This window comes from Canicola haemoglobinophilus, assembly GCF_002015075.1.
GTDB lineage: Bacteria > Pseudomonadota > Gammaproteobacteria > Enterobacterales > Pasteurellaceae > Canicola > Canicola haemoglobinophilus.
The window spans coordinates 37,182-62,866 of record NZ_MUXZ01000010.1; the positions used below are offsets into that span (position 1 = coordinate 37,182).

28 protein-coding genes, 2 tRNA genes and 1 pseudogene are annotated in these 25,685 nt (G+C 37.4%); 9 read left to right on the plus strand and 22 right to left on the minus strand.

Features of this window, described 5'->3' with window-relative positions; all coding sequences use genetic code 11:
• Positions 1-22: 22 nt before the first annotated feature.
• The 3 genes from B0186_RS04515 to aspS form a co-directional block, all read right to left on the minus strand.
• Positions 23-763, minus strand: a complete 741-nt coding sequence (locus B0186_RS04515; RefSeq protein WP_078218207.1) for a YebC/PmpR family DNA-binding transcriptional regulator — start codon at positions 761-763, stop codon at positions 23-25.
• A 1-nt stretch (position 764) separates the two neighbouring features.
• Complete coding sequence (gene nudB / locus B0186_RS04520) at positions 765-1,217, minus strand: dihydroneopterin triphosphate diphosphatase (protein WP_078218208.1); 453 nt, start codon at positions 1,215-1,217, stop codon at positions 765-767.
• Between the two features lie 110 nt (positions 1,218-1,327).
• The gene (gene aspS / locus B0186_RS04525; RefSeq protein ID WP_078218209.1) at positions 1,328-3,097 is read right to left on the minus strand and encodes an aspartate--tRNA ligase; all 1,770 of its coding nucleotides are present in this window, start codon (positions 3,095-3,097) and stop codon (positions 1,328-1,330) included.
• A 163-nt stretch (positions 3,098-3,260) separates the two neighbouring features.
• Here aspS and cmoA point away from each other — a divergent pair, with 163 nt between their 5' ends.
• A complete protein-coding gene (cmoA, locus tag B0186_RS04530) occupies positions 3,261-3,986 on the plus strand; it encodes a carboxy-S-adenosyl-L-methionine synthase CmoA (protein WP_078218210.1) in 726 nt (241 codons plus the stop codon).
• A gap of 36 nt (positions 3,987-4,022) precedes the next feature.
• On the opposite strand, the gene B0186_RS04535 is transcribed toward cmoA, so the two are convergent.
• The 4 genes from B0186_RS04535 to folD all read right to left on the minus strand — a co-directional run bounded on the left by B0186_RS04535 (position 4,023) and on the right by folD (position 8,370).
• Positions 4,023-5,294, minus strand: a complete 1,272-nt coding sequence (locus tag B0186_RS04535; RefSeq protein ID WP_078218211.1) for a M20 family metallo-hydrolase — start codon at positions 5,292-5,294, stop codon at positions 4,023-4,025.
• A 58-nt stretch (positions 5,295-5,352) separates the two neighbouring features.
• Complete coding sequence (gene dcuC / locus B0186_RS04540; protein ID WP_078218212.1) at positions 5,353-6,645, minus strand: C4-dicarboxylate transporter DcuC; 1,293 nt, start codon at positions 6,643-6,645, stop codon at positions 5,353-5,355.
• 9 nt (positions 6,646-6,654) lie between these two features.
• A complete protein-coding gene (gene pepE / locus B0186_RS04545; protein ID WP_078218213.1) occupies positions 6,655-7,359 on the minus strand; it encodes a dipeptidase PepE in 705 nt (234 codons plus the stop codon).
• A 162-nt stretch (positions 7,360-7,521) separates the two neighbouring features.
• Entirely contained in the window at positions 7,522-8,370 is an 849-nt protein-coding gene (gene folD / locus B0186_RS04550; protein WP_078218214.1) for a bifunctional methylenetetrahydrofolate dehydrogenase/methenyltetrahydrofolate cyclohydrolase FolD, read from the minus strand.
• A 191-nt stretch (positions 8,371-8,561) separates the two neighbouring features.
• On the opposite strand from folD, the gene B0186_RS04555 reads away from it, so the two are divergent.
• The 3 genes from B0186_RS04555 (at position 8,562) to B0186_RS04565 (ending at position 9,238) form a co-directional block, all read left to right on the plus strand.
• Positions 8,562-8,638: transfer RNA gene (locus tag B0186_RS04555), tRNA-Pro, on the plus strand.
• 31 nt (positions 8,639-8,669) lie between these two features.
• Positions 8,670-8,746: transfer RNA gene (locus tag B0186_RS04560), tRNA-Arg, on the plus strand.
• A gap of 114 nt (positions 8,747-8,860) precedes the next feature.
• The gene (locus B0186_RS04565; RefSeq protein ID WP_078218215.1) at positions 8,861-9,238 is read left to right on the plus strand and encodes a hypothetical protein; all 378 of its coding nucleotides are present in this window, start codon (positions 8,861-8,863) and stop codon (positions 9,236-9,238) included.
• An 18-nt stretch (positions 9,239-9,256) separates the two neighbouring features.
• Here the strand turns inward: B0186_RS04565 and B0186_RS04570 are convergent, their stop codons facing one another.
• Positions 9,257-9,514: a phage virion morphogenesis protein gene (locus B0186_RS04570; protein WP_078218216.1), complete on the minus strand. Its 258-nt coding sequence runs from the start codon at positions 9,512-9,514 to the stop codon at positions 9,257-9,259.
• Between the two features lie 211 nt (positions 9,515-9,725).
• Here B0186_RS04570 and B0186_RS04575 point away from each other — a divergent pair, with 211 nt between their 5' ends.
• Positions 9,726-10,091, plus strand: a complete 366-nt coding sequence (locus B0186_RS04575) for a hypothetical protein (RefSeq protein ID WP_078218217.1) — start codon at positions 9,726-9,728, stop codon at positions 10,089-10,091.
• Positions 10,092-10,245: 154 nt separating this feature from the next.
• On the opposite strand, the gene B0186_RS04580 is transcribed toward B0186_RS04575, so the two are convergent.
• The 14 genes from B0186_RS04580 to B0186_RS04645 all read right to left on the minus strand — a co-directional run bounded on the left by B0186_RS04580 (position 10,246) and on the right by B0186_RS04645 (position 22,883).
• Positions 10,246-11,301 (minus strand): AI-2E family transporter, encoded by a 1,056-nt coding sequence (locus B0186_RS04580; protein WP_078218218.1) that lies wholly within the window; start codon positions 11,299-11,301, stop codon positions 10,246-10,248.
• Positions 11,301-11,639: a nitrogen regulatory protein P-II gene (gene glnB, locus B0186_RS04585; RefSeq protein ID WP_078218219.1), complete on the minus strand. Its 339-nt coding sequence runs from the start codon at positions 11,637-11,639 to the stop codon at positions 11,301-11,303. Before glnB ends, B0186_RS04580 begins: the two co-directional genes overlap by 1 nt.
• Before the next feature lie 59 nt (positions 11,640-11,698).
• Positions 11,699-12,295 carry a molybdopterin adenylyltransferase gene (gene mog, locus B0186_RS04590; protein ID WP_078218220.1) on the minus strand — a complete coding sequence of 199 codons (597 nt, stop codon included), beginning with the start codon at positions 12,293-12,295 and terminating at the stop codon, positions 11,699-11,701.
• A gap of 24 nt (positions 12,296-12,319) precedes the next feature.
• Entirely contained in the window at positions 12,320-14,182 is a 1,863-nt protein-coding gene (locus B0186_RS04595) for an SLC13 family permease (protein WP_078218221.1), read from the minus strand.
• A gap of 12 nt (positions 14,183-14,194) precedes the next feature.
• Complete coding sequence (locus B0186_RS04600) at positions 14,195-15,124, minus strand: phosphatidate cytidylyltransferase (protein WP_078218222.1); 930 nt, start codon at positions 15,122-15,124, stop codon at positions 14,195-14,197.
• Position 15,125: 1 nt separating this feature from the next.
• Positions 15,126-15,755, minus strand: a complete 630-nt coding sequence (locus B0186_RS04605; RefSeq protein ID WP_078218223.1) for a lysophospholipid acyltransferase family protein — start codon at positions 15,753-15,755, stop codon at positions 15,126-15,128.
• A gap of 1 nt (position 15,756) precedes the next feature.
• A complete protein-coding gene (locus tag B0186_RS04610) occupies positions 15,757-16,446 on the minus strand; it encodes a CDP-alcohol phosphatidyltransferase family protein (protein WP_078218224.1) in 690 nt (229 codons plus the stop codon).
• Positions 16,447-16,455: 9 nt separating this feature from the next.
• Positions 16,456-17,052: a ribonuclease HII gene (rnhB, locus tag B0186_RS04615; protein ID WP_078218225.1), complete on the minus strand. Its 597-nt coding sequence runs from the start codon at positions 17,050-17,052 to the stop codon at positions 16,456-16,458.
• The gene (lpxB, locus tag B0186_RS04620; RefSeq protein ID WP_078218226.1) at positions 17,053-18,222 is read right to left on the minus strand and encodes a lipid-A-disaccharide synthase; all 1,170 of its coding nucleotides are present in this window, start codon (positions 18,220-18,222) and stop codon (positions 17,053-17,055) included.
• A 78-nt stretch (positions 18,223-18,300) separates the two neighbouring features.
• The gene (gene lpxA / locus B0186_RS04625) at positions 18,301-19,089 is read right to left on the minus strand and encodes an acyl-ACP--UDP-N-acetylglucosamine O-acyltransferase (RefSeq protein ID WP_078218227.1); all 789 of its coding nucleotides are present in this window, start codon (positions 19,087-19,089) and stop codon (positions 18,301-18,303) included.
• Positions 19,090-19,102: 13 nt separating this feature from the next.
• Complete coding sequence (fabZ, locus tag B0186_RS04630) at positions 19,103-19,558, minus strand: 3-hydroxyacyl-ACP dehydratase FabZ (RefSeq protein WP_078218228.1); 456 nt, start codon at positions 19,556-19,558, stop codon at positions 19,103-19,105.
• Between the two features lie 74 nt (positions 19,559-19,632).
• The gene (locus tag B0186_RS04635) at positions 19,633-20,523 is read right to left on the minus strand and encodes a VirK/YbjX family protein (protein ID WP_078218229.1); all 891 of its coding nucleotides are present in this window, start codon (positions 20,521-20,523) and stop codon (positions 19,633-19,635) included.
• A 108-nt stretch (positions 20,524-20,631) separates the two neighbouring features.
• Entirely contained in the window at positions 20,632-21,966 is a 1,335-nt protein-coding gene (argG, locus tag B0186_RS04640; RefSeq protein WP_078218230.1) for an argininosuccinate synthase, read from the minus strand.
• A gap of 86 nt (positions 21,967-22,052) precedes the next feature.
• Positions 22,053-22,883 carry an SDR family oxidoreductase gene (locus tag B0186_RS04645; RefSeq protein WP_078218231.1) on the minus strand — a complete coding sequence of 277 codons (831 nt, stop codon included), beginning with the start codon at positions 22,881-22,883 and terminating at the stop codon, positions 22,053-22,055.
• 249 nt (positions 22,884-23,132) lie between these two features.
• Between B0186_RS04645 and cas10 the strand changes: the two genes are divergently transcribed.
• From cas10 to B0186_RS11500, 4 genes and pseudogenes are all read left to right on the plus strand, one after another.
• The gene (gene cas10 / locus B0186_RS12200) at positions 23,133-24,515 is read left to right on the plus strand and encodes a type III-A CRISPR-associated protein Cas10/Csm1 (RefSeq protein WP_407919726.1); all 1,383 of its coding nucleotides are present in this window, start codon (positions 23,133-23,135) and stop codon (positions 24,513-24,515) included.
• Positions 24,516-24,702: 187 nt separating this feature from the next.
• Positions 24,703-24,897 (plus strand): hypothetical protein, encoded by a 195-nt coding sequence (locus B0186_RS04655; protein WP_078218232.1) that lies wholly within the window; start codon positions 24,703-24,705, stop codon positions 24,895-24,897.
• A gap of 16 nt (positions 24,898-24,913) precedes the next feature.
• Complete coding sequence (locus B0186_RS04660) at positions 24,914-25,150, plus strand: hypothetical protein (protein ID WP_078218233.1); 237 nt, start codon at positions 24,914-24,916, stop codon at positions 25,148-25,150.
• Positions 25,151-25,510: 360 nt separating this feature from the next.
• Positions 25,511-25,685 (plus strand): annotated as a pseudogene (locus B0186_RS11500) (IS256 family transposase); the annotation flags it as partial.

The following is a 25,685-nucleotide window of genomic DNA, read 5'->3' on the forward strand; positions in this document are numbered from 1 at the left end:
ATGTTAAAAATAAAGCGAGCTTTTAAAGTAAAGCTGCAATTTCATCACTGATCTCGCCATTATGATAAACGTTTTGTACATCATCGCAATCTTCTAGCATATCGATCAATCTTAATAATTTAGGTGCTGTTTCTGCATCTAAATCTACTGTTGTAGAAGGTATCATTGTCACTTCAGCATTAGCTACTTTAAATCCAGCGGCTTCAATGCCGTCTTTTACTGAACCTAAATCTTCCCATGCTGTATAGATTTCAAAGCTACCATCTTCTTGTGGTTGAATATCATCCGCACCAGACTCAATAGCGGCCTCTGTTAATGCATCTTCATCAGCAGATTCAATTAAAATTAAGCCTTTTTTGCTAAATAAATACCCAACCGAGCCTTCTGTCCCTAAATTACCACCGCACTTGGTAAAGCTTGGTCGTACTTGAGAGATTGTACGGTTAGCGTTGTCGCTTAGACACTCAACCATCACAGCAGTTCCACCCGGACCATAACCTTCGTAAATTCGGGTTTCCATATTGGTGTCATCACCACCACCGACACCACGCTCGATAGCGCGGTTGATAGTATCACGGGTCATATTGTTAGATAAAGCTTTATCTACAGCTGCACGCAAACGAGGATTTGAGCCAACATCGCCGCCACCTAATTTTGCTGCGGTTACTAATTCACGAATTAATTTTGTAAAAATTTTACCGCGTTGTGCATCTTGTGCTGCTTTACGGTGTTTAATATTGGCCCACTTACTATGTCCTGCCATTTTATTTTCCTTTTATGATTGTATTTTTATATTCATTAATCGCCTCCGCATTATTAGGCGATTTAGTTAATTTAATTGCATTCTGTACTGAAAGCCATCGATAAGCAAAATGTTCCGTTAAATCCACCGCTCTTTCTTCTGCTAAAGGCAACAAAAACCAGTGTTCAATACAGTGAGTCACATCAGGCGCATATTTATACCGAAAATGTGGAAAGATTTCAAATTCTATCTGTTTCTGGCAATCAAAGAGCGGTAAGTTTTCAGCAACAATATCAATCCCAACTTCTTCTTTGACTTCTCTTATTGCCGCTTGTCTTGGCGTTTCTCCTAACTCAATCGTCCCAGTAACAGATTGCCAAAAACCCGCTTCATCTTGCCGCTGGAGCATTAAAACATTGCCTGTATTTTCTGCATAAATAACAATTAAGACAGAATAGGGATTTTTGTAGTTCATTGATTTAATAGAAATTTCTCGGGATTTAATCTTGGTCTTGTAGGGGCGAAATATATTTCGCCCTTAGCAATAAAAAGGGAGAATAATTATTCCCCCTACAATGATATAGATTATTCAGCTTCAACTGCTGTCTTAATCGCTAATTCCTCTAATGCTTTTGGATTAGCAACACTTGGGGCATCCGTCATTAAACAAGCAGCCGCTGTGGTTTTCGGGAAGGCAATTACATCACGAATATTATCAGTGCCAGTTAACAACATAGTTAAACGGTCTAAACCGAATGCTAAGCCAGCGTGTGGCGGTGTGCCGAATTTTAATGCATCAAGTAAGAAACCAAATTTCTCACGTTGTTGTTCTTCATCAATACCTAAAATACGGAATACGGTTTGTTGCATTTTTGGATCAAAAATACGCACAGAACCACCGCCAACTTCATAGCCATTAATGACCATATCATAAGCATTTGCTACCGCACTTGTTGGATCTGCCTCTAATTGTTCTGGCGTAAATTCTTTTGGCGAAGTAAATGGATGGTGCATTGCCGCAAGGTTGCCTTCTTCATCACGCTCAAACATAGGGAAATCAATTACCCAAAGAGGTTGCCATTCATCTAAACGAGTTAAACCTAAATCACGACCTAATTTCAAACGTAATGCCCCGAGCGCATCTGTGGTAGTCTGCCATTTGCCCGCACCAAAGAATAAAATATCGCCAGTTTGTGCTGAAGTGCGGTCTAAAATTGCTTTAACTGTGCTTTCATCTAAGAATTTTGCAATAGGGCTTTGGATACCTTCTAAGCCAGCATTTAGATCATTCACTTTCATCCAAGCTAAGCCTTTCGCTCCATAAATGCCCACAAACTGTGTATATTCATCAATTTGTTTGCGGGTAATAGTTGCACCATTTGGCACGCGAATAACCGCTACTCGTCCCGCTGGATCATTGGCTGGCTCTTTAAATACACTAAATTCGACATTGCGTACTAAATCAGAAATACTTTGCATTTCTAATGGATTGCGTAAATCTGGTTTGTCTGAACCAAAACGCTCCATTGCTTCTTGCCAAGTCATTGTTGGGAATTTGCCTAAATCAACACCAATGGTATCTAACCATAAGCCATGAACCATTTTTTCCATGATTTCACGCACTTCTGGCGCAGTCATAAATGAGGTTTCCACATCGATTTGTGTAAATTCAGGTTGACGGTCTGCACGTAAATCTTCATCACGGAAACATTTTACAATTTGATAATAACGGTCAAAACCAGACATCATCAATAACTGTTTAAATAGTTGTGGTGATTGTGGTAACGCATAGAATTTGCCCTTGTGTACACGACTTGGTACTAAATAATCACGCGCACCCTCTGGTGTCGCTTTGGTTAGCATTGGGGTTTCAATATCCAAGAAACCATTTTCGTCCATATAACGACGCACAAAACTAGTAATTTTCGCACGCGTTTTTAAGCGTTGTGCCATTTCAGGACGGCGTAAGTCAAGATAACGATATTTTAAACGCTGTTCTTCCGTATTATTTTGGTTAAAGTCTAAAGGGAGTACATCTGAAACGTTGTAGACTGATAAAGTTTTTGCCACAACTTCGACTTCGCCAGTTGCCATATTTTTATTAATTTGATTATCTGGGCGAGCTATCACTTCCCCTTCAATTTTGATACAAAACTCGTTGCGCAACGCTCCAGCAGCCGTCAATGCTTCTTGATATTTTGGATCAAAACAAACTTGTACAATACCTTCACGATCACGCATATCAATAAAAATTAAACCGCCTAAATCGCGACGTTTATGCACCCAACCGCTTAATGTGACTTGTTGTCCAATATGGCTACGGTTTAATGCACCACAATAATGAGAACGCATCATAATAACTTCCTTTATATCTAAAAACTGTTGAAATTAACTGGCGAATTATAGCGGAAACTTCCCTTATATTGAACGAGTAGCGGGAATTTATTTGAGTGTGCCTTAAACTTCTTCTAAAATAACCGCACTTTTTTTTGCGCTTTTTTAAATGAAGAATAAAACAATGAATAAAGATCGGATTTTTGCTGCGCCTATTGAAAAACTAGGCGATTTCACTTTTGATGAAAATGTAGCGGAAGTGTTCCCTGATATGATACAACGCTCTGTTCCTGGATATTCCAATATTATTACCGCAATTGGCATGCTAGCGGAGCGTTTTGTCACGGCAAATTCGCAAGTTTATGATCTTGGCTGTTCTCGTGGCGCCGCTACTTTATCTGTGCGCCGCCATATCAAACAACCTAATGTCAAAATTATTGGTGTGGATAATTCACAACCTATGGTAGAACGTTGTCGCCAGCATATTAATGCTTACCACAGCGATATTCCCGTGAAGATTTTATGTGATGATATTCGTCATATTAAAATTGAAAATGCCTCCATGGTGATTTTAAATTTCACCTTACAATTCGTTCCTCCGCAAGATCGTCAGCGCTTATTAGAAAAAATCTATCAAGGACTTAATCCAAATGGTGTGTTGGTTTTATCAGAAAAATTCCGTTTTGAAGATAAAAAAGTAGATGATTTGCTGATCGATTTACATCATCAATTCAAGCGTGCCAATGGTTATAGTGAATTAGAAGTGAGCCAAAAACGCACCGCACTTGAGAATGTGATGAGAATAGATAGCATAGAAATCCATAAAGAGCGGTTGAAATCTGTGGGTTTTTCACAAGTAGAACTTTGGTTCCAATGCTTTAATTTTGGTTCAATGGTAGCGGTAAAATAACAAAAATATAGCCTCTTATTCAGAGGCTATCAATTTTTATTCAGTTAACAAACGTTTCACCAATTCAGTGTAAATATTCACGCCTGTTTCCAGTTGTTTTTCATCAAAATCAAATTCCGCTTGATGATGCCCAGCAGTACGATCTGCACCAATAATAAAGTAAATGGCTTTACCGCCTTTATCTTGAATTTGTCGCCCCAAAATTGTGGCATCTTCACTCGCATTAAAAGCATAACTAGGAATAACATTTTGTACTTGAGGCTGTTGTTTTGCAATCTCCTCTACAAGCAGAACTAATTCAGGATCATTATTCATATCAACGGCTTCGCCCATGATTTCCGTTTCATAATCAAGCCCATAACTGATAGCAACGCCCTCAGCAATTTGCATCACTTGTTCCACCATATAATTATTAATTTCTTTATTTTCGCCCCGCACTTCAAGCTGAATGGTTGCATTAGCAGGAATAACATTACGGCCTTCGCCCGCTTTTAATACGCCTACATTAATTCTTGTCATACCATCGCCATGGCGTGCAATTGATTGCAACTGTGTCACTGCATGAGCACCTGCTAAAAGTGCATTACGCCCTAAATGCGGATGTGCCCCTGCATGAGCTGGCTTACCATAATAACGAATATCAATTTTGGTGGTTGAAAGGAAATTTTTTAAATCACTAATAATAGAACCAGAAGTTGCACAGAAACTTAAATGTGAGGAAGCAAAATAATCTGCATCATCAATAATACCACTACTTGCAATGGCAATCGCACCACGAACTCCCTCTTCTGCTGGCTGGAAAACCAATTTGATCTTACCTGTTAGTTTATCCTTGTTTTCACTCAGCCAAAGTGCGGTGCCTAAACCAATAGCAATATGCCCATCATGCCCACAAGCGTGCATAAAACCATCATTTTGAGAGCGAAAACCTTCTGCTTGTGGAATATGTTTATGCTCATTTGTTTCGGTTACATTGACACAGTCAATATCGAAACGTAACGCCACAGTTTTGCCCGGTTTTCCTGTATCGAGTACTGCAACACAGCCAGTATACCCGTCCATTTTATCCAGCCATTTAGGATTGGCATTATTCGCTAAAGCATTTTGGTAGCCTTGTTCTACAACGGCTTTTTGTCGTCCACGCACAAATGCTTGATTAATAATATCGTTGCCAAAATAGAGCTCAAATCCCATTTCATCAAGATAATCCGCAATTCGACTTGTTGTCCAAAATTCTGCCCAGCCAATTTCTGGAAAGCGATGAAATTCTCTGCGCCATTGAACTAATTTTTCTAGTGATACTGTCATACAAATTTTCTCCAAAATTATCGCAAAAACAACCGCACTTAAAAGTGCGGTTCAATTATTAAAGCATAAATAAAGCTAGGTATAATGTTGCTAAGATCATTCCCGGTGCAGTTCTCTTAATCATTTCAACCGGGCTAACCATGGCAATACCAGCACATACAATGGTTACGCCTGCAATAGGCGAAGCTGTTCTCCCAATTGCACCAGCAATAGCCGCTCCCATCCCAAGATTAAGTTGAGTATAACCAAGTTCTACGGCATGTGGCGTTACTGCTGTATTAAAGGCAATTGCTGCGGCGTCGCCAGATCCTGTGATCATTCCCATTAAGAATGGACCTACTGTTGCGCCCCAACGTACAAATTCATTGGAAGATTTCAAAAAGGCAATAGCGGCATCAATTGCACCTGTTGATTTTAATCCAGCCACAAAAACACCAGCTGCAATGATAATTCCTAGAACATTAGCATAAGAATTACCCATTCCATTAAAGAATTCGTTGGTAATTTTTGCTGGAGAAGTGCGTGTAACTAGCAAGCCATAAATAGCACCAATTAACATCGCTTGTGGTACGCCCATTTTTGTCCATTCTAAACCTGGTGTTTGTTGTAAAGAAGTACCTCCAATCACTAAGATCACTAAAGGAACCAGTGGCGCTAACGCATAAAGTGGGTTCACGCTTTTAAAATGATTTTCAGCGTCTTGTTTTTCTGCTAAATAACTTTCTCTGTGCACAGCACCATAATCTTTAAACAGGATAGCAAGAATAGTTAAAACAGCGGCACCAATAGCACCTGCCGCAATAGTATAAGGCGCATGAGAAAGGTTAACTTCTGCAATACTTAAACCAGTCATTTCGCTAATCATTGCGGTATGTGATGAACCAGGGCTCATCATTGAGCCGAATGTTCCCGCTAAAATTGCCGCACCTGCCATTGCTGGACGAACACCTGCTGAACGTAATACTGGGATCAATGTTGCCCCTACTGCTGCAGCGCAACCAGCCGCAGAAGGAATAGCAATATTGATGAAGAAAGTAATAATAGTTGCAATTGGAATAAGAAGGAATTTTAAACCGCTCAATGGCTTAGTTAAAATATGGACTAAGTGCGTATCACACTCGGTATATTTCATTACATAAGCAAAACCCATACTAGAACAGATTGCCATAATCAATCCACCAGAAGTCATGGACTTAGCAAAGGCATCTAAAGCCCCCATTGGATTTAAAGTCAATACGGACATTAATAAACCAACACCGATTAACACAGTGCGAGTTTCATACTTTTTAATCAATAAATAAATCGTTGCAATAATACCGATAATGGCAATAACAGCTTTTAATTCAAGCATGTAATACTCCTAATAAATAAAAGTGGAATTTGTTGGGATAACGTCCTGTTGCATATTTTCTTTAAAACGTAAGATATTGCTTTCGCCTAAAGTGGTAGCTTGCTCGCCTTCAATATGCAATGCAGTTCCTTCTGGCAAGGCATAAACATGCGCTTGCGGATTTACAATCAAAAACTCAGCTAAACGCTCTTCTCGGCTTTCGCCATTATGGCCTTGCATTTTACCAGAGATAAAGTGCGGGTTAATTTGATGAGGAAATAAATTGAGTGCATTGAAAGAAGGCGGATAAGTAATAGGCATATCGTTAGTTGTCATAATAGAAGCACCAGCTACGTTTGCACCAGCGCTCCAGCCAAAGTAAGCTGTACCAGCATTCACTTTTTCACGAATAATTTCTAATACATCGTTTTCATACATGGCTTTCAACAAACAAAATGTATTACCGCCACCGATAGCAATAACATCCGCTTGTTCAATAATTTTAGAATGTTGTTTATCACGATGTACGGAAATAATTTCCATATTAAGACAGGATAATGCCTTTTGTACTTTTGCTTCATATTGATCATAGGTTTGTCTTACACCAGCATAAGGTAAAAAGGCAATTTTCTTCCCTTCATATGCTTGTAAGAACGCTTTTAGCCAGCCTTGGCAATGAACAAGATAATCAGTATCTTTGTACTTTGATCCACTGAGCAATAACATGTTTTTCATACAAATCTCCATTTGTGATAAATAAATAATCTGCCGGGCATTTTATGTGAAATAACCTCGACAGATAAAATAAAATATAAAAGAATGATGATGTGGATCAAAAGTTATTTACTAAAAAATAGCCTAAAACTGACCGCACTTGAAAAGAAAAAATCCTTAGTATTAACAATGACTTTCGTAAGCTGCCAAGGTATTAAACATCAACATAGCCACCGTCATTGGACCAACGCCGCCAGGAACAGGCGTAATAAAACCAGCTTTTTCGCTTGCTTTATCATATTGCACATCGCCGATTAATTTGCCATCTACTCGGTTAATGCCAACATCAATCACAATTGCGCCTTCTTTAATCCATTCACCAGGGATCATTTGTGGTTTCCCTACAGCAACCACCAGAATATCAGCTTGGCGAACATGACTTTCCAAATCTTTGGTAAAGCGATGAGTAACAGTTACTGTACAACCAGCCAACAACAACTCCAATGCCATTGGACGCCCAACAATATTTGAAGCTCCCACAATTACTGCATGTTGCCCATATAAATCAACGCCTGTAGCTTCGAGCAATTTCATCACGCCAAAAGGTGTGCAAGCACGTAACGTTGGAATTCGTTGACACAAGCGTCCAACATTATATGGGTGAAAACCATCTACATCTTTTGTTGGCGAAATACGTTCAATAACTTTTGTTGTATTAATTTGTTCCGGTAAAGGCAGCTGAACCAAAATGCCATCAATTTGCGGATCTTGATTAAGTTGATCAATTAAGGTTAATAATTCTTGCTCACTAGTTTCTGTGGGTAAATCATAAGATTTTGAATAAATCCCAAGTTCCTCACAACTTCTATGTTTACTACCGACATAAACTTGAGATGCAGGATCTGCGCCTACTAAAATAACCGCTAATCCAGGTGCTCTTTTACCTTGTTGAACATAATGTTGAATTTTTTCAGCTACATTAGATTTAATTTGTTTAGATAATTCAGTACCTGAAATAATTTGTGCAGACATTAATTCTTTCCTTATATTGATGCTCAACTGATCTGTAATAATCACCTGAGTTATTGAACACGAAAACGTTTGCTATTTTGTCAAAAAAATACAAGAAATGTAAGTCGATTTGAGATAAATTTAATCAATCGAATAAAAAATATAAAAAAGTAATTGACTGTTTATAAAAGAAAACTATAATGCAACCCCATCGGCGAGTAGCGCAGCTTGGTAGCGCAACTGGTTTGGGACCAGTGGGTCGTAGGTTCAAATCCTATCTCGCCGACCATTCTATTTAAATCTTTGTATCCATTTGAAATGCGCCCTTAGCTCAGCTGGATAGAGCAACGGCCTTCTAAGCCGTAGGTCATTGGTTCGAATCCAATAGGGCGTGCCAACATAAAACTTATCTGATAAATAACTATATATAACCCATTGTGATCTAATATGATAATTGCTTATTTTGTAATTTAGGTTGTCATCTACACAAAGATCAATATTGGAGTTTTTTATGCGACACGATGAATTAAAGTCTGAAAATTTTACATCTTTCTGGATTAATCATTTTGTACAAATTAGCGCTCTATTTACTGTCATTACTTTATTTATCATTTCACTAAATATGAGCTGGGAAAACTTATCTATAAGTTATTTTCTAAGTTCTTCGCTTGTTTCTCTTATTTTGCTCTCAATTCTTGTTGGGATATGTTGTGTATTATTCACTTTTGCATTAAACCCTTTAATGTTACTTTTTGATACTGTTTTAATGGTTATTCAAAAGAAATCTGGGCGTTATCACGCTAGTGAACAGCTTGATTATCAATTTAGTCTTGAATGGGGTTTGGGTGCGGCTATTCTTATTGCACTTATTTACTATTTCTGTTTCTAGCCATCATCAACGCTTTAATCACAAATCCCTATCTTGTTCTATAAAGCCCAGTAGTTCATGCTGGGCGTATTGCACTTTATGTTCTTTATTCCGTTCTACTCTTGTTTTTAAGCCGTACTGATGAATATTGGCGATATAGGCGGTATTGCCACTAAAGCCGAGTTCAATGCCTTCTTTTTGGTAACGGAGTTTCATGTGTTTGGCTTGGCTAATTTTTTTGAACATGCTCTGTGCTTTAATTCTTCCTTTTTTGGACCACACTTTTCCAAAAGTCATTGAAAGTGCGGTGTTGGTTTGTTATGTTTTAATTATCAACTAAGGGGGTAAATATGCTTGTATTTGCAGTTTCTGTAACACCTTTAGTCGCATTGCCCTGCTTGACGTTCGTAGATTGTTAGATGACTCTCAATTACATATAGTAAAAACAACCCCATATTGATATAGAGAATAAGAAAAGAATATATTTTTTCATCAAAAGGAGGGAATAATGATTGATTTAATTTTTATTGTTTTGGGAATAATGTTTATTGCCGGTATAGGAATTTTAGCTCTCTCTTGCATTATTGGATTATTTGCTGGCGCCATTGTAATACTTCTTGCTGTTATAAGAAGCCTTTTAGAGTTATATCAAAGAGGGTTATTTGCTCAACATTCTATTCGTACTTTCAGACAATTTTTACAAGCAAATCCAGATATAAAACAAATCGTTGAAAATTTTATGGTGTTTTTAATGCTATCAATCGGGATAGGTTGTTATGTTATATTAGAACTATCTTGGGGTTATTCTTTGCTGTGGGCTTTCGTTGTTCCAGCAATATTATCTGCTATTTTTATGCCACAAGAAAAAGATTAATTTTAAAAGTGCTTTTTTCCACATTTTCAATTACTTAAATAAAAACTTATGCTATTAACTTGTATGATTTGCTATGAGCGCAGTACTAACTTACTCTGCAATTATTAGACGCCAAACTTGCCATTTCTTAAGCTAGCACTGCCACAACATGAAATTACTCTTTAGAATGTTGAATATCGCTTACATCCCCTAATAACTCAGCATATTTTATGGTGTTCGGGCTCGCCTCTAGGACGATTTTCAAGACCATTGTTAAAGGAACAGAAAGTAACATCCCCACGGTTCCTAATAGCCATCCCCAAAACAAAAGTGATAAGAAGACAATTAATGTTGAAAGTCCTAATCTTCTTCCCATCATCTTAGGCTCTAAAACATTGCCCACAACAGTATTTATCAAAATTACTGCGATACTGACCGCAAATCCAGTGATAAAACCATTTAATAAAAAACTTTGTACAATAATAGGAATAGCCGCAATGATTGAGCCAATATTAGGAATGTAGTTCAGTAAAAAGACTAATGTTGCCCATAAAATTGCATACTGAATATTAAGAATAGACAAAACAAAGTAAATGCTTATACCAGTGATCAAGCTAGTAATCGTTTTAACACCTAAATAGCCAATAACACCTTGCAAAATACGTTCAATATAATTTTTCTGCGTTACAGAACTTTCAATCACGATTAATCTCGTAAGTTTTTGTTTCATCGTTGGTGCTTCGGCAAGCATAAAACTCACAACTAAAATCAGCACAAAAATATTCGTCACAACCCCTGAAAAACTCAATAAAAGACGGCTCACAAAATTCATTATAACGCTAGGATCAAAATCATCATTTATACTGTCCGTAGGAATGGATATAGGGAGGTTAAAACGGTGTGCAAACGCCAACAGATCATTTAACCTTTGTGATAATAAAATCTTATATTGAGGGATAGATTGGGTAAATTCCCGAACTGTGCTGTTAATTAATCCTGCTAAGAAAGAAAATAACACTAAAATCAAAACAAAAAGCAAAGTAATAGCTAACCAATGAGGTACCTTACGTTTTGTCATAAAATTGACTACAGGTGAGCAAATAATCGCAATAAATAAAGATAACAAAAATGGCACTACAACTTCGCTCGCCAACTTAATTCCGCCTAAAATAACGACAATAGCCGCACAAGCAACTAACATGCGAATTAGCGATGAATTTTTTTCTGACATTAAAGCGCTTCCTCATTTTCTTCGCCAGTACGAATACGGATCACTCGCTCTACATCATACACAAAGATTTTACCATCGCCGATTTTACCAGTCTGTGCGGTCTCAATAATAGTTTCAATACATTGCTCAACAATTTCATCTGGCACAATAATTTCCATTTTGACTTTAGGTAGAAAATCCACCATATATTCCGCACCTCGATAAAGTTCGGTGTGTCCTTTTTGGCGTCCAAAACCACGTACTTCGGTTACAGTCATCCCCATAATGCCAATATCAGACAAACTTTCACGCACATCATCTAATTTAAAAGGTTTAATAATAGCTTCAATTTTTTTCATTTTGATTTCCTTAAAACAAAGTAAAAAAGCACCGCACTTTTGTTTATTCAATAATTCAACTATGAAGTGCGTCTAGCAGATTTCGGTCTAAAACTTTCAATGACACTCGGATTTGTATCAATATAAATTCCATCAATCAATTGCAAGCAATAAGGAACTGCACTGAAAATCCCTTTTACCAAAACCTGACCATTTTCATCTTTAACGCCTTCTAAGGTTTCTTTAATTGCCTTAGGCTGCCCTGGTAAATTCAAAATAAGGCTATTTTTGCGAATAACGCCTACTTGACGAGATAAAATGGCGGTAGGTACAAAATGTAAACTCACTTGACGCATTTGCTCGCCAAAACCGGGCATTTCACGATCTGCAATCGCCAAGGTTGCATCAGGGGTTACATCTCGTTTAGCTGGCCCCGTTCCACCTGTGGTTAACACCAAATGGCAATGACAATCATCCACTAATTCAATCAAAGTTCGTTCAATTTGTGATTGTTCATCTGGAATTAAGCGAGTTTCTAATTCAAATTCATCAACCAAGGCATTTTCCAACCATTTTTGTAACTCAGGAATGCCTTGATCCTGATAAATACCTTGTGATGCACGATCTGAAACAGAAACTAAGCCAATTTTTAATTTTTTATCGAAAAGAGCGGTCATAATATTCCTTATTTTTGTTTAACACTAAAATGGAAAGAGCCAAGGCACAGCAAAGACTGTTGCCAACATCACTAAAATAGTGAAAGGAACACCAATTTTAACAAAGTCAGCAAAACGGTATCCGCCAGGGCCTAGCACCATGGTATTAACAGGGCTAGAAATCGGGGTCATAAAAGCAGCCGAGGAGGCTATAGCCACTGTCATAGCAAAAGGCACTGGAGAGAGCTGGAGATGCTGTGCCATACTAATAGCAATAGGTGCCATTAGAATAGCGGTTGCCGTATTAGAAATAAATAATCCTACCACCGCACATAGCATAAATAAGCTAATTAGCATCCAATGTTTACCCATTTTGCCTACTGTTTGGATCATAAAATCTACGATTAAATCGACACCGCCCGTTTTTTGTAAAGCAATAGAAAAAGGCATCATGCCAATAATCAAAATTAGACTTGACCAATGAATTGAAGCATAAGCACTTTTGGCATCAACACAACGGAATTTTCCTAATAATAAACAGGCAATTAGGGCGGCTATCACATTAGGCACAATGCCCGAAACCATCAAACCCACCATTAGAGCAATGGAAAAAATAGCATGCCAAGACTGACTGCGGGCAGGAACGGCTTTTTCCACTTCAGTAGGATAATTTAAAATAAAAAAGGACTTGGTTTTATCTCTGAGTTGTTGAATCAATTTCCAATCGCCTACAACCAGTAATAAATCCCCCAGCTTTAAAGTTTCTTCGGCTAAATTTCCTTGTAATAGTTCTTCACCTCGCTTGATGCCGATAATATTTAAGCCATAATGAGATCTAAAACGCAATTCCACCGCACTTTTACCGATTGCCGAAGCATCTGGAATAGGGGTAATTTCTGCCATACCAATAGATTTTGTTTGCTCATTAAAGTTGGCATTTCTAATTTCTGCAGGACCTAGATTATGTTGTTGGCAAAACTCTGCTAAATCCAATTCAGGATTGGAAATATCAATCATCAAAATATCTTTTTGTCGAATTTCGAGTTTACCCAAAGATGCAGCCATAAAAACAGGGCGAAATCTTTTCCAACGTTCAATCGCAAGAATGTTTAAACCAGCATCAGAACGTAAATGTAAATCTTCAACATTTTTGCCAATAAAATCCGAATCCGCTAGCACCACAAAACGCTTAATGCGTTCATGTAAATGATAGCTGTCTATCAAATCTTGAATAGAATGGCGGTTAACAATTTCGTCCTCATTTTTGACCGCACTTGATAACCAACGGCGAGCGATCAACATATAAACAATGCCTAAGCCTAAAATCATCAAGCCTATGGGAGTGAAGGAAAAGAAGCTAAATCGCCCCGCACCAGTACGTACTAATTCAGCATTCACCACAAGGTTTGGTGCTGTTGCGATCAACGTCATCATGCCACTAATTAAGCCGGCAATACTTAAGGGCATCATTAGTGCTTTGGGCGATATTTGCATTTGCTGACAAATCGCCAACACAACAGGAATAAAAATAGCCACTACGCCGGTAGAACTCATAAAAGCGCCTAAGCCAGCCACGGCTAACATGAGTAAAATCATCACTTTGGTTTCACTATTGTTAGCCACTTTCATTAACCATTCGCTTACTTGATAGGCAACGCCGGTGCGAACCAATCCCTCGCCAACAATGAAAAGCAAGGCAATTAAAATAATATTGGGATCGCTAAATCCAGCAAAAATTTCTTGCGTAGTGAGAATACCACTCAAACTAAAAGCCAACATCACGAGCAGGGCTATGATGTCCATCCGCAATTTATTTTGGATAAACAAAATAATTGCACTCACAAGCAGTGCTAATGTCCATAGCAATGGAGATTGCCAAGATAAAGTGATTAGATCATTCATACTCATTATTCAATAAAGTTAAACCCAATAATAGCGAACTAGATGAAAGAAAATCGGCGCAGCAAAACAAAGGCTATCCATACGATCTAACATTCCGCCATGACCACTGATCATATTTCCCCAATCTTTTACCCCCATACTGCGTTTAATCGCCGACATCACTAATCCACCTAAAAAGCCCATGAGACAAATAACCAAGCTAATTAAAATAGCTTGCACAGGACTAAATGGCGTAAGCCAAAATAATAATCCACCGAGGACACTTGCACTAAATACGCCACCAACAAATCCTTCTACGGTTTTTGATGGAGATAAACTAGGGGCTATTTTATGTTTGCCGAGCAGTTTACCCCAAACATATTGCAACACATCGCTTGCCTGTACAATTAAGATAAGGAAAATCATTAAGAGTAAATTTTTTCCTTCAAAGCCCGCAATATCTAAGGTAAGTACAGCCGGAATATGTGAAATACAGAACACCGAAATCATAATTGCCCATTGCACTTTAGTGGAGCGATCTAAAAATTTTGCCGTATCGCCTAAAAGTGCGGATAGAATTGGTAAAAATAAAAAAGCATATACTGGAATGAAAATACTGAACATACTAAACCAATCTATAGCAATAAAATAATATTGAATTGGTAGGATCAGATAAAAACAGGCTGCTAATGCTAGATGATCTCCTCGGCGGATATAAATTAACGATAAAAATTCACGCAATGCCATAAAAGAGATCACAAAAAATAAAGCTAATATGCCATAAAAGCCTATAAATGCCGCAGCGAAAATGATTAAAATCATCACCCACCAAGCATTAATACGAGCATTCAGATTATCAATAACACTATGTGGCGTGCTAAAACCTACTTTCCATTTCAGCCCATAACCAATACTTGAAGCGATAACTAAGGTAAATATAAGTCCCCAAAAGAGTTGCCAAATTTCCATATTACGCCTCCTGAGATTTTGGATTTAATGCTAATAAGGCTTGCTCTGCACGCGCTAAAAATGCCGCTTTATCTTCATCAGCTTGATAGATCAAAGTATCGCCAATATAAAGCTCACATAACAGAGGAATTGGTAGGATAAAGCCTTTTGGCAGAACATTGTGCATATTGGTAATCCAAATTGGCACTAATTCTAGCTGAGGATTTTGCTGAGCCAAATAAAATAAACCGCTCTTAAACGGCTGTAATGGCAAATCATCATTGGTTTTGCGAGTTCCTTCTGGAAAAATAATCAATGAACTCTGTTTTAAGGCTTCGCTAAGTTGCTCAGTGACTTTTTGTGGATTATCGCCTCCTCGCTCAATTAACAGCATATTGAACACTTTATGAGCTAAGAAACGGCGAATTTTACCTTTATTCCAATAATCTGCACCAGCAACGGGACGCGTATTTTTACGCACTTCATAAGGCAAAGAAACCCATAATAAAATAAAATCTCCATGGCTATTATGATTGGCATAATATAAACGGTGTTGATTGGCTTGCTGTTGTTCAATTCTTTTTTGCGGGCGAACTCCGGTAATAAAAGAAGTAAAACGACATAATAAAAAGTCGATTAATTTAGCCAGCATATTAGGCTTCCTCTTTTTCAAATTCGGTTTTATCACATTCAGTATCAAGTGCGGTCTGTTTTGGCTCAGTTTTTTGATTATCCTGTTCAGCCTTGATTTCATGTAAGCCTTTACGAACACGCTGAACACAGGTCAAAACTAATAATAAAATCAATAACCAAGCAGCCCAATATAGCCAAGAAGGTAACTCAGGATTAAAACAATAATACAAGCCTAAAACACCAAATAAAAAGGCTCTATCACTTTTTCCCATAGGACCATCATAACGGCGTGTTGTAGCCTGAACTTGCCCTAATACACCACAAAGTTCCGTTAATGCGGCTAACCAAATAATCAAACCAATTTGTAAGCTATCAAAAGGTAAAACTAAAGCGAAAGGCAAATATAAAGCGGCATCAGATACCACATCAGTCACTTCATTCAAATAGCCGCCCAAAGCTGATTTCTGGTTAAACTCCCTTGCCAACATACCATCGATAGCATTAAGAGCCATGCGTAAAAATAACCAAATCGGAATAAGGATAAATAGCCAATTTACCTGAGCAAGTGCGGTGAGAAAGATACCTAATAAAACTGAAACACCACAAGCAGCTAAAGTCACTTGGTTTGCCGTAATACCTTTGGCTTCAAGCTTGATGACCGTTGGTCTTAATAAATTCTGAAATTTAGGTTTTAAGCTATAAATGCTCATTTTTTCTCCTTAGATTTCATGACAAAGTTTACGTACAGGTGCAAAACTACGGCGGTGCTGAGGCAAAACACCAAATTCGGCTAACTTTTCTAAATGCAATTTCGTTGGATAACCTTTGTGTTGAGCGAAGGCATATTGTGGATAAAGCTTATCCAACTCCGCCATTTCTTGATCTCTGGCAACTTTGGCTAAAATTGAAGCTGCACTAATTTCCGCTACTAAGCTATCGCCTTTAACCACCGCCTGTGCTGGCATAGGTAACTGCGGAATTCGGTTACCATCAACTAACACAAAGTGCGGTTGAATTTTCAGATTTTCGACCGCTCTTTGCATGGCTAACATAGTAGCATGCAAAATATTTAACTCATCAATTTCTTCAGGTTCCGCACGACCTAACGCCCAAGCCAGAGCCTTTTGTTTAATTTCTTCGGCTAATAATAAACGTTTTTTTTCCGATAATTTTTTGCTGTCCGCCAAACCTTCAATGGGATTGTTAGGATCTAAAATTACCGCTGCGGTGACAACGGCCCCCACTAAAGGACCACGCCCTACTTCATCAACACCCGCAATAAGCTCGACATTTGGATAAACAAACTCACTCATCATTTATGCCTCATTATTTAATAAATCAATCACGGCTTGTGCCGCTTGTTTGTCAGCATCACAGCGAATTAATTGATGTAATTGGGTAAATCGCTGAATTAAATCTTGTCGATTTTGCACCGCACTTTCCGTTTGTTGCAAATAAACAGACAATTTTTCTGCTAATTTTTCAGGACTGCAATCCTCTTGGATCATTTCAGGCACTAACATCTCATCTGCTAATAGATTGGGGAGAGAAATATATTTGGTTTTCACCAAGCGTTTCGCCAGAAAATAAGTAAAAGGTTTCATTTTATAACCTACCACCATCGGCGACTTACATAACATACATTCTAAAGCAGCTGTACCTGAAGCAAGTAACGTAGCCTCTGCTACAATCATTGCTTGGCGAGCTTGTCCTTGTAAAAAAATAAGGTCTAAGTGCGGTGCAATTTTTGCCTTAATTTGCTCAAATTGTTTACGCCGTTTTTCATTTACCAAGGGTACTAAAAATTGCACGTCAGGGAAATTCTGTTTAATTAATTCTGCAGTTTGCAAAAATGGTTCAGTTAGAAATTCCACTTCAGAACTTCGACTGCCCGCTAAAATAGCAACATAACGATTTTGGGGATCTAAATTAAGCTGTTGGCAAGCTGTTAGGCGATCAGGTTGTAAATCAATGGCATCCGCCATGGTATGCCCAACAAAACGACAAGGCACATTAAAGCGATCATAAAAGGCTTTTTCAAAAGGAAGAAAAGCTAACACTAAATCCGTTGCTCGAGCAATTTTATGAATGCGATTTTGTCGCCAAGCCCATACCGAAGGGCTCACATAATGAATGGTTTTAATCCCTTGTGCCTTCAGTTTTTCTTCTACATATAAATTAAATTCAGGGGCATCAATACCAATAAAAATATCAGGTTGAATCTCTAATAAATGTTGCACTGTTTGGCTGCGAATTTTGAGCAAACGGGGTAAATGTTTAACGATTTCGGCAAGCCCCATTACCGCAATTTCTTCCATATCAACCAAGGTTTCACAACCTTCAGCTAACATATTTTTACCCGCAATCCCAATAAAACGAGCCTGTGGATATTGCATTTTTAACGCTCGAATAAGTCCTGCGCCAAGAATATCACCAGAAACTTCGCCAGCTACAATGCCAATCGTTAGATTTTTTTTCTCTATCATAAAAACACCATAAAAAATAACCGCACTTATAGAAAAGTGCGGTTCATTCCTATTTTATTTCAGTATGTAAGCTATGCATTAACGGATAATGCCACGAGTTGAGCGTTTGAAGAAATCAAGGAAGAAACTAATCGCACCTTCGGTTTGTGCATAGTTTTCAATTTCCGGAAGGACTTCATCCAGGGTTTTGCCACTACGATAAATTAATTTATACACATTACGAATTGCATGCAATGTCGGCTTATCAAAACCACGACGTTTTAAACCTTCAATGTTAACTCCGAAAGGACGAGCATGATTGCCTTGCGCTATAACATAAGGAGGTACATCTTGGCTTACCATAGAACCGCCACCCAACATCACATGAGCGCCGATAATTACAAATTGATGGATAGCTGACATTCCGCCAACAATGACAAAATCATCTAATTCCACATGTCCTGCTAAGGTCGCATTATTCGCTAAAATACAACGATTTCCTACTCGACAATCATGGGCAATATGGGCATTGATCATAAACAAGTTATCATCGCCAACACGAGTTACGCCACCACCTTGCACAGTACCACGATGAATAGTCACACTTTCACGAATACGATTACGATGACCAATAATAGTTTTAGTTGGCTCGCCTTGATACTTAAGGTCTTGGTTCACTTCGCCAATACTAGCAAATTGGAAAATTTGGTTATCTTCGCCAATGGTGGTCACACCTTTTACCACAACATGAGAATTTAAAATAGTGCCCTTGCCAATTTCTACATCACTACCCACGATACAGAAAGGTCCAATCACAACATTTTCGCCAATTTTAGCGCCTTCTTCGATAATAGAGGAAGGATGAATTTTTGCACTCGGATGAATCATTTTTGCTCCTTAATTATCTACGGGCACACATTAATTTAGCTTCACAAGCTACTTCGCCATTAACACTCGCCACGCCAGTAAAAGCAGTAATACCACGACGCTCTTTAATGACTTCCACTTTTAACATCATTTGATCTCCCGGTAAAATAGGGCGCTTAAAACGAGCCTCATCAATTCCAGCAAAATAAAATAATTCTTCATTATTTAACTCATGGGTTTTGAACGCTAAAATTCCCATTGCCTGAGCTAAGGCCTCTAAAATTAACACACCAGGTAAAATCGGTTGTTCAGGAAAATGCCCAGTAAAACAAGGTTCATTTACACTAACATTTTTAATTGCAGTTAACCATTTTCCTTCTTCATAGTCAGTTACACGATCCACTAATAAAAATGGATAACGATGAGGAAGAAGGGTCATAATTTCTTTTGATTCAATAACTCTTGCAATAAGTTCAGTTGTCACAGTCATACCTTTCAATAAAAATAAATTAAAATCAGCGGCAATTATATGCCATTTAAAACTTGAATACCAAATAGAGCGGTCTATTTATTCAGATTTTCTTTTATAAAAAATGTTCTTATTTTTTGTGCTGTTGTATCAAGCATTTCATAACGTTTACGATACATAGAACGCTTTTTACTTTGAATATCTTCTAATGGCTTACGTTCAATTTCTAAAGGCAATTGCCAATAGCCTTGAGCATTTAAAGATGCCCCATTTTCTTGCCAAAAATCATCATAATTAAAAAGTAAGCGATCATTGTCATTCCAGCGATATTTTCCCTGGTTTTTATGGGCAATGCCCAACAGCTCCAAATCTAACGTCTGAGCTAGTAATTTATAGGCATTTACCAACATAAACATTGGACGCACGCCATGTAGTTGCTTAGTTGTGAACTTCACTAATTCTTGAGCATTATCACCACTAGGCCCTTGAATTGAGGTCATCAATAATTTATTACCCGTTATAAAAGAAAACGCAGAATCATAAAGGTGTTTGCCCTGTTTGTTACGAATATCCATGGCAAAGAACCCTTCAAAAGGATCTATTTTGTTAATCGTTAAATATAAATCTAGCTCGTCTGTTAACTCCGACAATAAAATCTCATTTTTTTTGACTAATACTTGCGAGAGGTTATGACCAAACACTTGTTCGGCAATCGAAAAATTATCCATAATTGCTTGAACTCTCAGTCTTTTACTAAAACGATTATCGCAATATTTTCTCAGTACTGCGTTACAACGATAATAAGACTGAGTAAATATAGGAGTCCAAAGAGGATTTTGATTTAAGTAATCAACAAAAATCTGACACTCTGCAAAACAGGTTAAACGATAAAAATAATAACGAATACGAGATCTTAAACGTTTTAAAAAACGTTTATCATAAGAATGCAATTGGTAAAAACTAGGAAAAGAAAATAAATTTTTCATTAACAAACTTATCCATTTTCTGAGATAGCATCATTTTTAAGGCGCATAATTCTAACAAAAACAAACCGCACTTAAAAGTGCGGTTAACTCTAGCAAAATTTTAAAAATCTACTTTTTATCTAGTTGTGGCAACATGGAATCTTTACCTACAGTCAACAAGCCTGTATTTGTGTAAATCCCCAACTTATCTCTTGTATCTATAATATCCAGATTACGCATAGTTAATTGACCGATACGATCTACAGGATTGAAAGGCGCATTTTCAATTTTCTCCATACTTAAGCGCTCTGGATGATAAGTCATATTTGCTGATGATGTATCTAAAATGGAATAATCATTACCACGGCGTAACTCTAATGTGACTTCACCTGTCACTGCACGAGCAACCCAACGTTGTGCCGTTTCACGCAACATTAATGCTTGCGGATCAAACCAGCGACCTTGATATAATAAACGTCCTAAACGTAAACCATTAATACGATATTGCTCAATAGTATCTTCATTATGAATAGCTGTAACCAAACGCTCATAAGCAATGTGGAATAATGCCATGCCCGGCGCTTCATAAATACCACGAGATTTCGCTTCAATAATACGGTTTTCAATTTGATCGGACATCCCTAAACCATGGCGACCACCAATGCGGTTTGCTTCTAAGAATAGCTCCACTGCATTAGAGAACGTCTTACCATTTAGTGCTACAGGGATACCTTCTTCAAAGCGTACAGTTACAGTTTCTGCTTTTACTTCTACATTTTCATCCCAGAAAGCCACGCCCATAATAGGTTTCACAATCTTGATACCTGTATTTAAAAATTCTAAATCTTTTGCTTCGTGGGTTGCACCTAGCATATTGGAGTCTGTGGAATAGGCTTTTTCCACGGACATTTTATAGTTAAAGCCATTAGCGATTAAAAACTCAGACATTTCATGACGACCACCAAGCTCATCAATAAATTGATTATCTAACCAAGGTTTATAGATTTTTAAATTTGGATTAGTTAATAAACCATAACGATAGAAACGCTCAATATCGTTACCTTTGAAAGTAGAACCATCGCCCCAAATGTTTACGTCATCTTCTTTCATTGCAGAAACTAGCATTGTACCAGTCACTGCGCGACCTAAAGGCGTGGTATTAAAATAAGTAATGCCACCTGTTGAAACATGGAAAGCACCAGATTGAATTGCAGCAATCCCCTCATGAGCTAACTGGCTACGACAATCAATTAATCTTGCATTTTCAGCACCATATTCCATGGCTTTTTTAGGAATAGCATTGTAATCATCTTCATCTGGTTGACCTAAATTTGCCGTATAAGCATAAGGCACTGCACCTTTTTGACGCATCCAAAGTAATGCCGCACTTGTGTCTAAACCGCCAGAAAAAGCGATACCGACTTTTTGACCAATTGGGAGATGTTGTAAAATTGTGTTTGACATTTATGACCTTCTTATTTGTGTATTACATAATGAATAGAATATGCATATTATTGCATTTTTTTGACTAAAAATGCAATTCAATATTTTTATTTTCTTGTCGGTAACATTAAATAAGGATCAGGATATTGATAGACAAACCCAAGTTCTTGGCAAATTTTATCAGCCAAAATAATACGTTGCGGATCTTGCTCGGAACAAATAAAGTGCGGTAATTCTAAGCCTAATTTTTCCGCTATCTGCCCGTAGTACTCTGCTCGAGTAGGGTGTTGTGGAGCAACTAAATGATATAAACGCTGATAACTTGGCGTTTCTAATAGCAACTGAATCGCCCTAGCGCAATCATCAATATGTACTAAATTAATTGGCGTATTCCCAACGGATAATTCTGTTTTTCCTGCTAAAGAATAAACGGGATGACGATCTGCGCCAATAAGCCCACCAAAACGAATAATATCGCAATCAACATCTTTCAATTCAAATAACCATTGCTCAATTTCAAGTAATGCTTTACTCATTTCTGACTGAGGTTCAAAGTGACTACTCTCATCAAATTCAGCAGAAATATCTGGAAATACCGAAGTAGAACTAATGAAAATAATATGCTGAACACCATGTAGTAAGGCTTCGTTAACTAAGTTTTTAACGCCTTGTACATAATGTTGTAAATGGAAAAAATATTGGCTTGGTGGAATATTAATCACTAATGCATCAACAGAAAGTAACTCGGTTAAATCATCAGGATCAGAATTAATATCAGGGGTAAGTTCAAGATGATAGGTTTCCAATCGAATTAAACGCATTTGCTCCACGCCCTCATGGGTGCGTTTTGTGCCTTTAACTTCCCAACCTAAATTTTTTAAATGACGGGCAAGAGGTAAACCTAACCACCCCAACCCCACAATCGAAACAGATTTCATATCCTCTCAAGGTTATTTTATGACAAAAAAGTGCGGTTAAATTTAGCAAAATTTTATGAAATATGATAGTGAAAGAAAGTAAGAAGATAAGTTTATTGATATAAATAAAAGTTATTTCTCAATTTTACAAATTTGTATTTTTCACTATTCTCCATTTATCAATTTATTCTATCGCATATGCAATTTGAACTCTGGTTATTCAATATTAATTACCGTAATCAACCCCACTGAAAAAAATAGGTGCGTATTATGAAAAATATTATGTATTCAACTGAGCCAATCCAATTATCTCTTTTTGCATTACTTTCCGATCTTCAAATACTTTTATCTCAAAGCAATTTTGAGTATTTATCCCAAAAACTTCCTAGCGCTCTTAAACCTCTACTTTCTCAACTATCCGCCAATGATGAAACCTTATTAGAAGCGAGAAAACTTGCATTAGGTAATGAGCCTCTCTCGAAAAATCATTCTCAGCTTATGGCAATGTTTGAGCAAATTTCGCTAAAGAATAAAACCAAAACAAATTTGCAATACGCTTATGCAAGCAAACCATTAAGCCCATCTTCTATTTTTCCTGAGGAATCCGTTAAAAATGTGGAATGGCAAGAGGGATTTGTGAAAGGCATTGATGCCATTCCAACAGCTCACGCTCAAAATCTATCTTTATGGCTAGACCATTTTGATACGCTATTGCAGTGCTACACCGCTAATATTCCAAGCCAATATGATGCAACAATTTCATTTTATGATTTTGCCAAAATTACATCGGCGTTTTATGTGGCTCTCACCTTAGCGGATAAACAAAATTCACAACCTATTTTATTGGTTCAAGGGGATTTCTTCGGTATTCAAGATTTCATTTTTTCAGGTGGTAAAAAAACGAATGAACAATCCGCAAAATTATTGCGTGGACGCTCTTTCCAAGTGTCACTCTTTACTGAATTAGCTTCCTTGAAACTATTAGAGAAATGTGGCTTACCAGCGACAAGCCAAGTGATGAATGCAGCAGGGAAATTTTTAATTATTGCCCCGAATACCGAGCAGGTAAAAAATACTATTCAGCAGATTCAAACAGAACTAAATCAATGGTTTATTCAAAATACTTATGGCTTGGCTGGTTTAGGGATTGCCTTAAAAGAAGCATCCCCTGAGCAATTTATGGATAAAGATAAATTTGCGGCATTGCGTAAGAGTTTATTTGAGCAGTTAGAAGAAACAAAATTACAACGCTTGGATCTCACTCAACATACAGAAAGTGTGCAAGAGGTGGATTATTCAAAAGGCAACTGCGAGCTAAATAATTACTTCCCAGTTTACAAAGAAAATAGATCGCTCATTTCAAGCGATCAAGTAAAAATTGGCGAGTTATTAGCTAAAAAAGATCGCATTATTGTGTGTGATTACGATAGCAATATCTATCAAAATAATGATACGCAATCTTTAGAGATGAATATCTTTGGTTACAGTATTTTCTTTACCAATGAACAAGAATCAACAGGCGATTTTGGTAAGTTAGCAAAAAACCACAAAATTCATCGCTTTTGGGATTTTTCTTTGGCACAAAATACGCAACAGGAAATTTGGAATGGATATGCTAGACGTTATATGTCGAAAGACACTGCCCTGTTCTAAAGGGATTGAGACATATAATCCAAGCGGTATGATGATTCCATCCCTTTGTCGAAAGACACTGCCCTGTTCTAAAGGGATTGAGACCCTGATCTTGGATCACTCACAATCCCTTGCATCGGTCGAAAGACACTGCCCTGTTCTAAAGGGATTGAGACGAAATCATTATCAGTCTTCCACAGTTCCATCAATGAAAAAGACTCTTGATGAATTTGGATTTAGAAGCATAAGAGTTATAGATGAAAGGGGATTTCCAAAGAAAATCTACTGGAAGATGATAGCGGATAATCAATTTAATGAAGAAATTTTCAAGATTTTACAAAAAATGAAAATTCAAGTTCAAAGGGATAAGACTTCTAAAGAGGTTCAAGAGCCTGTTCTATAAAAAGAAGGAATTTATTATGAAAAGAAGAACCTTAGAATATAAATTGACTGAACTTGCTTGGAATTATTCTGAAGGAATTATTGATATTTCTGAAATTATTTTTCTAATTAGAGAAAAAGGGAAACTTGAATCAACAAGATCTTTAATGAAATGGATATTGAAAGACTCTGCATTATCAGTAAAAAATCAAGAAAAGTCACAACAGCTAAAAAGAGAGATTAGATGCAGATACAAGAACAAGCATTCAAATTAAATATATTTAGTCGAAAGCTCCCCCGCTCTAAAGGGATTGAAACCGCATATTTCAATAATTACGCCTTGCATTTTTAGTCGAAAGGCATTGCCCTGTTCTACATAAAATAAAGGCTGGTATCTTAACCTGCCCTTATATTTGGTTGTTTTAAATAAGCAAAATTAACTAGTGGTGATTACCACAGTATTTACAAGGCTCAAAATAGCTCATTGTTCTCTCCTTGTTATTTGCCTGTATCATAGCTAATAACAAGGAAAGGTAAGATAAAGTGTAAATTTGTGAACAATGTCGGAGCCTCTCCCATAATTTGTGTAAATACCTGTTTCTGGAGATAATACATCTAGACACAGGTATTTTATTATGAACGAAAAACAACTCCACGCCTTGGCAGCGGAATTTGCCAAAACCTTAAAAACCCCAGAAGACCTTAATCAGTTTTCACGAATGCTCAAAAAAATCACGGTAGAAGCGGCGTTAAATGGTGAGCTGACCGACCACCTTGGCTATGAAAAGCATCAGCCCAGAAAAGGCAAAA

Bases quoted from the DNA above. Each gene is read 5' to 3' on its own strand.
- B0186_RS04515 (WP_078218207.1), bottom strand. From the start codon at position 763: ATGGCAGGACATAGTAAGTGGGCCAATATTAAACACCGTAAAGCAGCA.
- nudB (WP_078218208.1), bottom strand. From the start codon at position 1,217: ATGAACTACAAAAATCCCTATTCTGTCTTAATTGTTATTTATGCAGAA.
- aspS (WP_078218209.1), bottom strand. From the start codon at position 3,097: ATGATGCGTTCTCATTATTGTGGTGCATTAAACCGTAGCCATATTGGA.
- cmoA (WP_078218210.1), top strand. From the start codon at position 3,261: ATGAATAAAGATCGGATTTTTGCTGCGCCTATTGAAAAACTAGGCGAT.
- B0186_RS04535 (WP_078218211.1), bottom strand. From the start codon at position 5,294: ATGACAGTATCACTAGAAAAATTAGTTCAATGGCGCAGAGAATTTCAT.
- dcuC (WP_078218212.1), bottom strand. From the start codon at position 6,645: ATGCTTGAATTAAAAGCTGTTATTGCCATTATCGGTATTATTGCAACG.
- pepE (WP_078218213.1), bottom strand. From the start codon at position 7,359: ATGAAAAACATGTTATTGCTCAGTGGATCAAAGTACAAAGATACTGAT.
- folD (WP_078218214.1), bottom strand. From the start codon at position 8,370: ATGTCTGCACAAATTATTTCAGGTACTGAATTATCTAAACAAATTAAA.
- B0186_RS04565 (WP_078218215.1), top strand. From the start codon at position 8,861: ATGCGACACGATGAATTAAAGTCTGAAAATTTTACATCTTTCTGGATT.
- B0186_RS04570 (WP_078218216.1), bottom strand. From the start codon at position 9,514: ATGACTTTTGGAAAAGTGTGGTCCAAAAAAGGAAGAATTAAAGCACAG.
- B0186_RS04575 (WP_078218217.1), top strand. From the start codon at position 9,726: ATGATTGATTTAATTTTTATTGTTTTGGGAATAATGTTTATTGCCGGT.
- B0186_RS04580 (WP_078218218.1), bottom strand. From the start codon at position 11,301: ATGTCAGAAAAAAATTCATCGCTAATTCGCATGTTAGTTGCTTGTGCG.
- glnB (WP_078218219.1), bottom strand. From the start codon at position 11,639: ATGAAAAAAATTGAAGCTATTATTAAACCTTTTAAATTAGATGATGTG.
- mog (WP_078218220.1), bottom strand. From the start codon at position 12,295: ATGACCGCTCTTTTCGATAAAAAATTAAAAATTGGCTTAGTTTCTGTT.
- B0186_RS04595 (WP_078218221.1), bottom strand. From the start codon at position 14,182: ATGAGTATGAATGATCTAATCACTTTATCTTGGCAATCTCCATTGCTA.
- B0186_RS04600 (WP_078218222.1), bottom strand. From the start codon at position 15,124: ATGGAAATTTGGCAACTCTTTTGGGGACTTATATTTACCTTAGTTATC.
- B0186_RS04605 (WP_078218223.1), bottom strand. From the start codon at position 15,755: ATGCTGGCTAAATTAATCGACTTTTTATTATGTCGTTTTACTTCTTTT.
- B0186_RS04610 (WP_078218224.1), bottom strand. From the start codon at position 16,446: ATGAGCATTTATAGCTTAAAACCTAAATTTCAGAATTTATTAAGACCA.
- rnhB (WP_078218225.1), bottom strand. From the start codon at position 17,052: ATGATGAGTGAGTTTGTTTATCCAAATGTCGAGCTTATTGCGGGTGTT.
- lpxB (WP_078218226.1), bottom strand. From the start codon at position 18,222: ATGATAGAGAAAAAAAATCTAACGATTGGCATTGTAGCTGGCGAAGTT.
- lpxA (WP_078218227.1), bottom strand. From the start codon at position 19,089: ATGATTCATCCGAGTGCAAAAATTCATCCTTCCTCTATTATCGAAGAA.
- fabZ (WP_078218228.1), bottom strand. From the start codon at position 19,558: ATGACTGTGACAACTGAACTTATTGCAAGAGTTATTGAATCAAAAGAA.
- B0186_RS04635 (WP_078218229.1), bottom strand. From the start codon at position 20,523: ATGAAAAATTTATTTTCTTTTCCTAGTTTTTACCAATTGCATTCTTAT.
- argG (WP_078218230.1), bottom strand. From the start codon at position 21,966: ATGTCAAACACAATTTTACAACATCTCCCAATTGGTCAAAAAGTCGGT.
- B0186_RS04645 (WP_078218231.1), bottom strand. From the start codon at position 22,883: ATGAAATCTGTTTCGATTGTGGGGTTGGGGTGGTTAGGTTTACCTCTT.
- cas10 (WP_407919726.1), top strand. From the start codon at position 23,133: ATGAAAAATATTATGTATTCAACTGAGCCAATCCAATTATCTCTTTTT.
- B0186_RS04655 (WP_078218232.1), top strand. From the start codon at position 24,703: ATGAAAAAGACTCTTGATGAATTTGGATTTAGAAGCATAAGAGTTATA.
- B0186_RS04660 (WP_078218233.1), top strand. From the start codon at position 24,914: ATGAAAAGAAGAACCTTAGAATATAAATTGACTGAACTTGCTTGGAAT.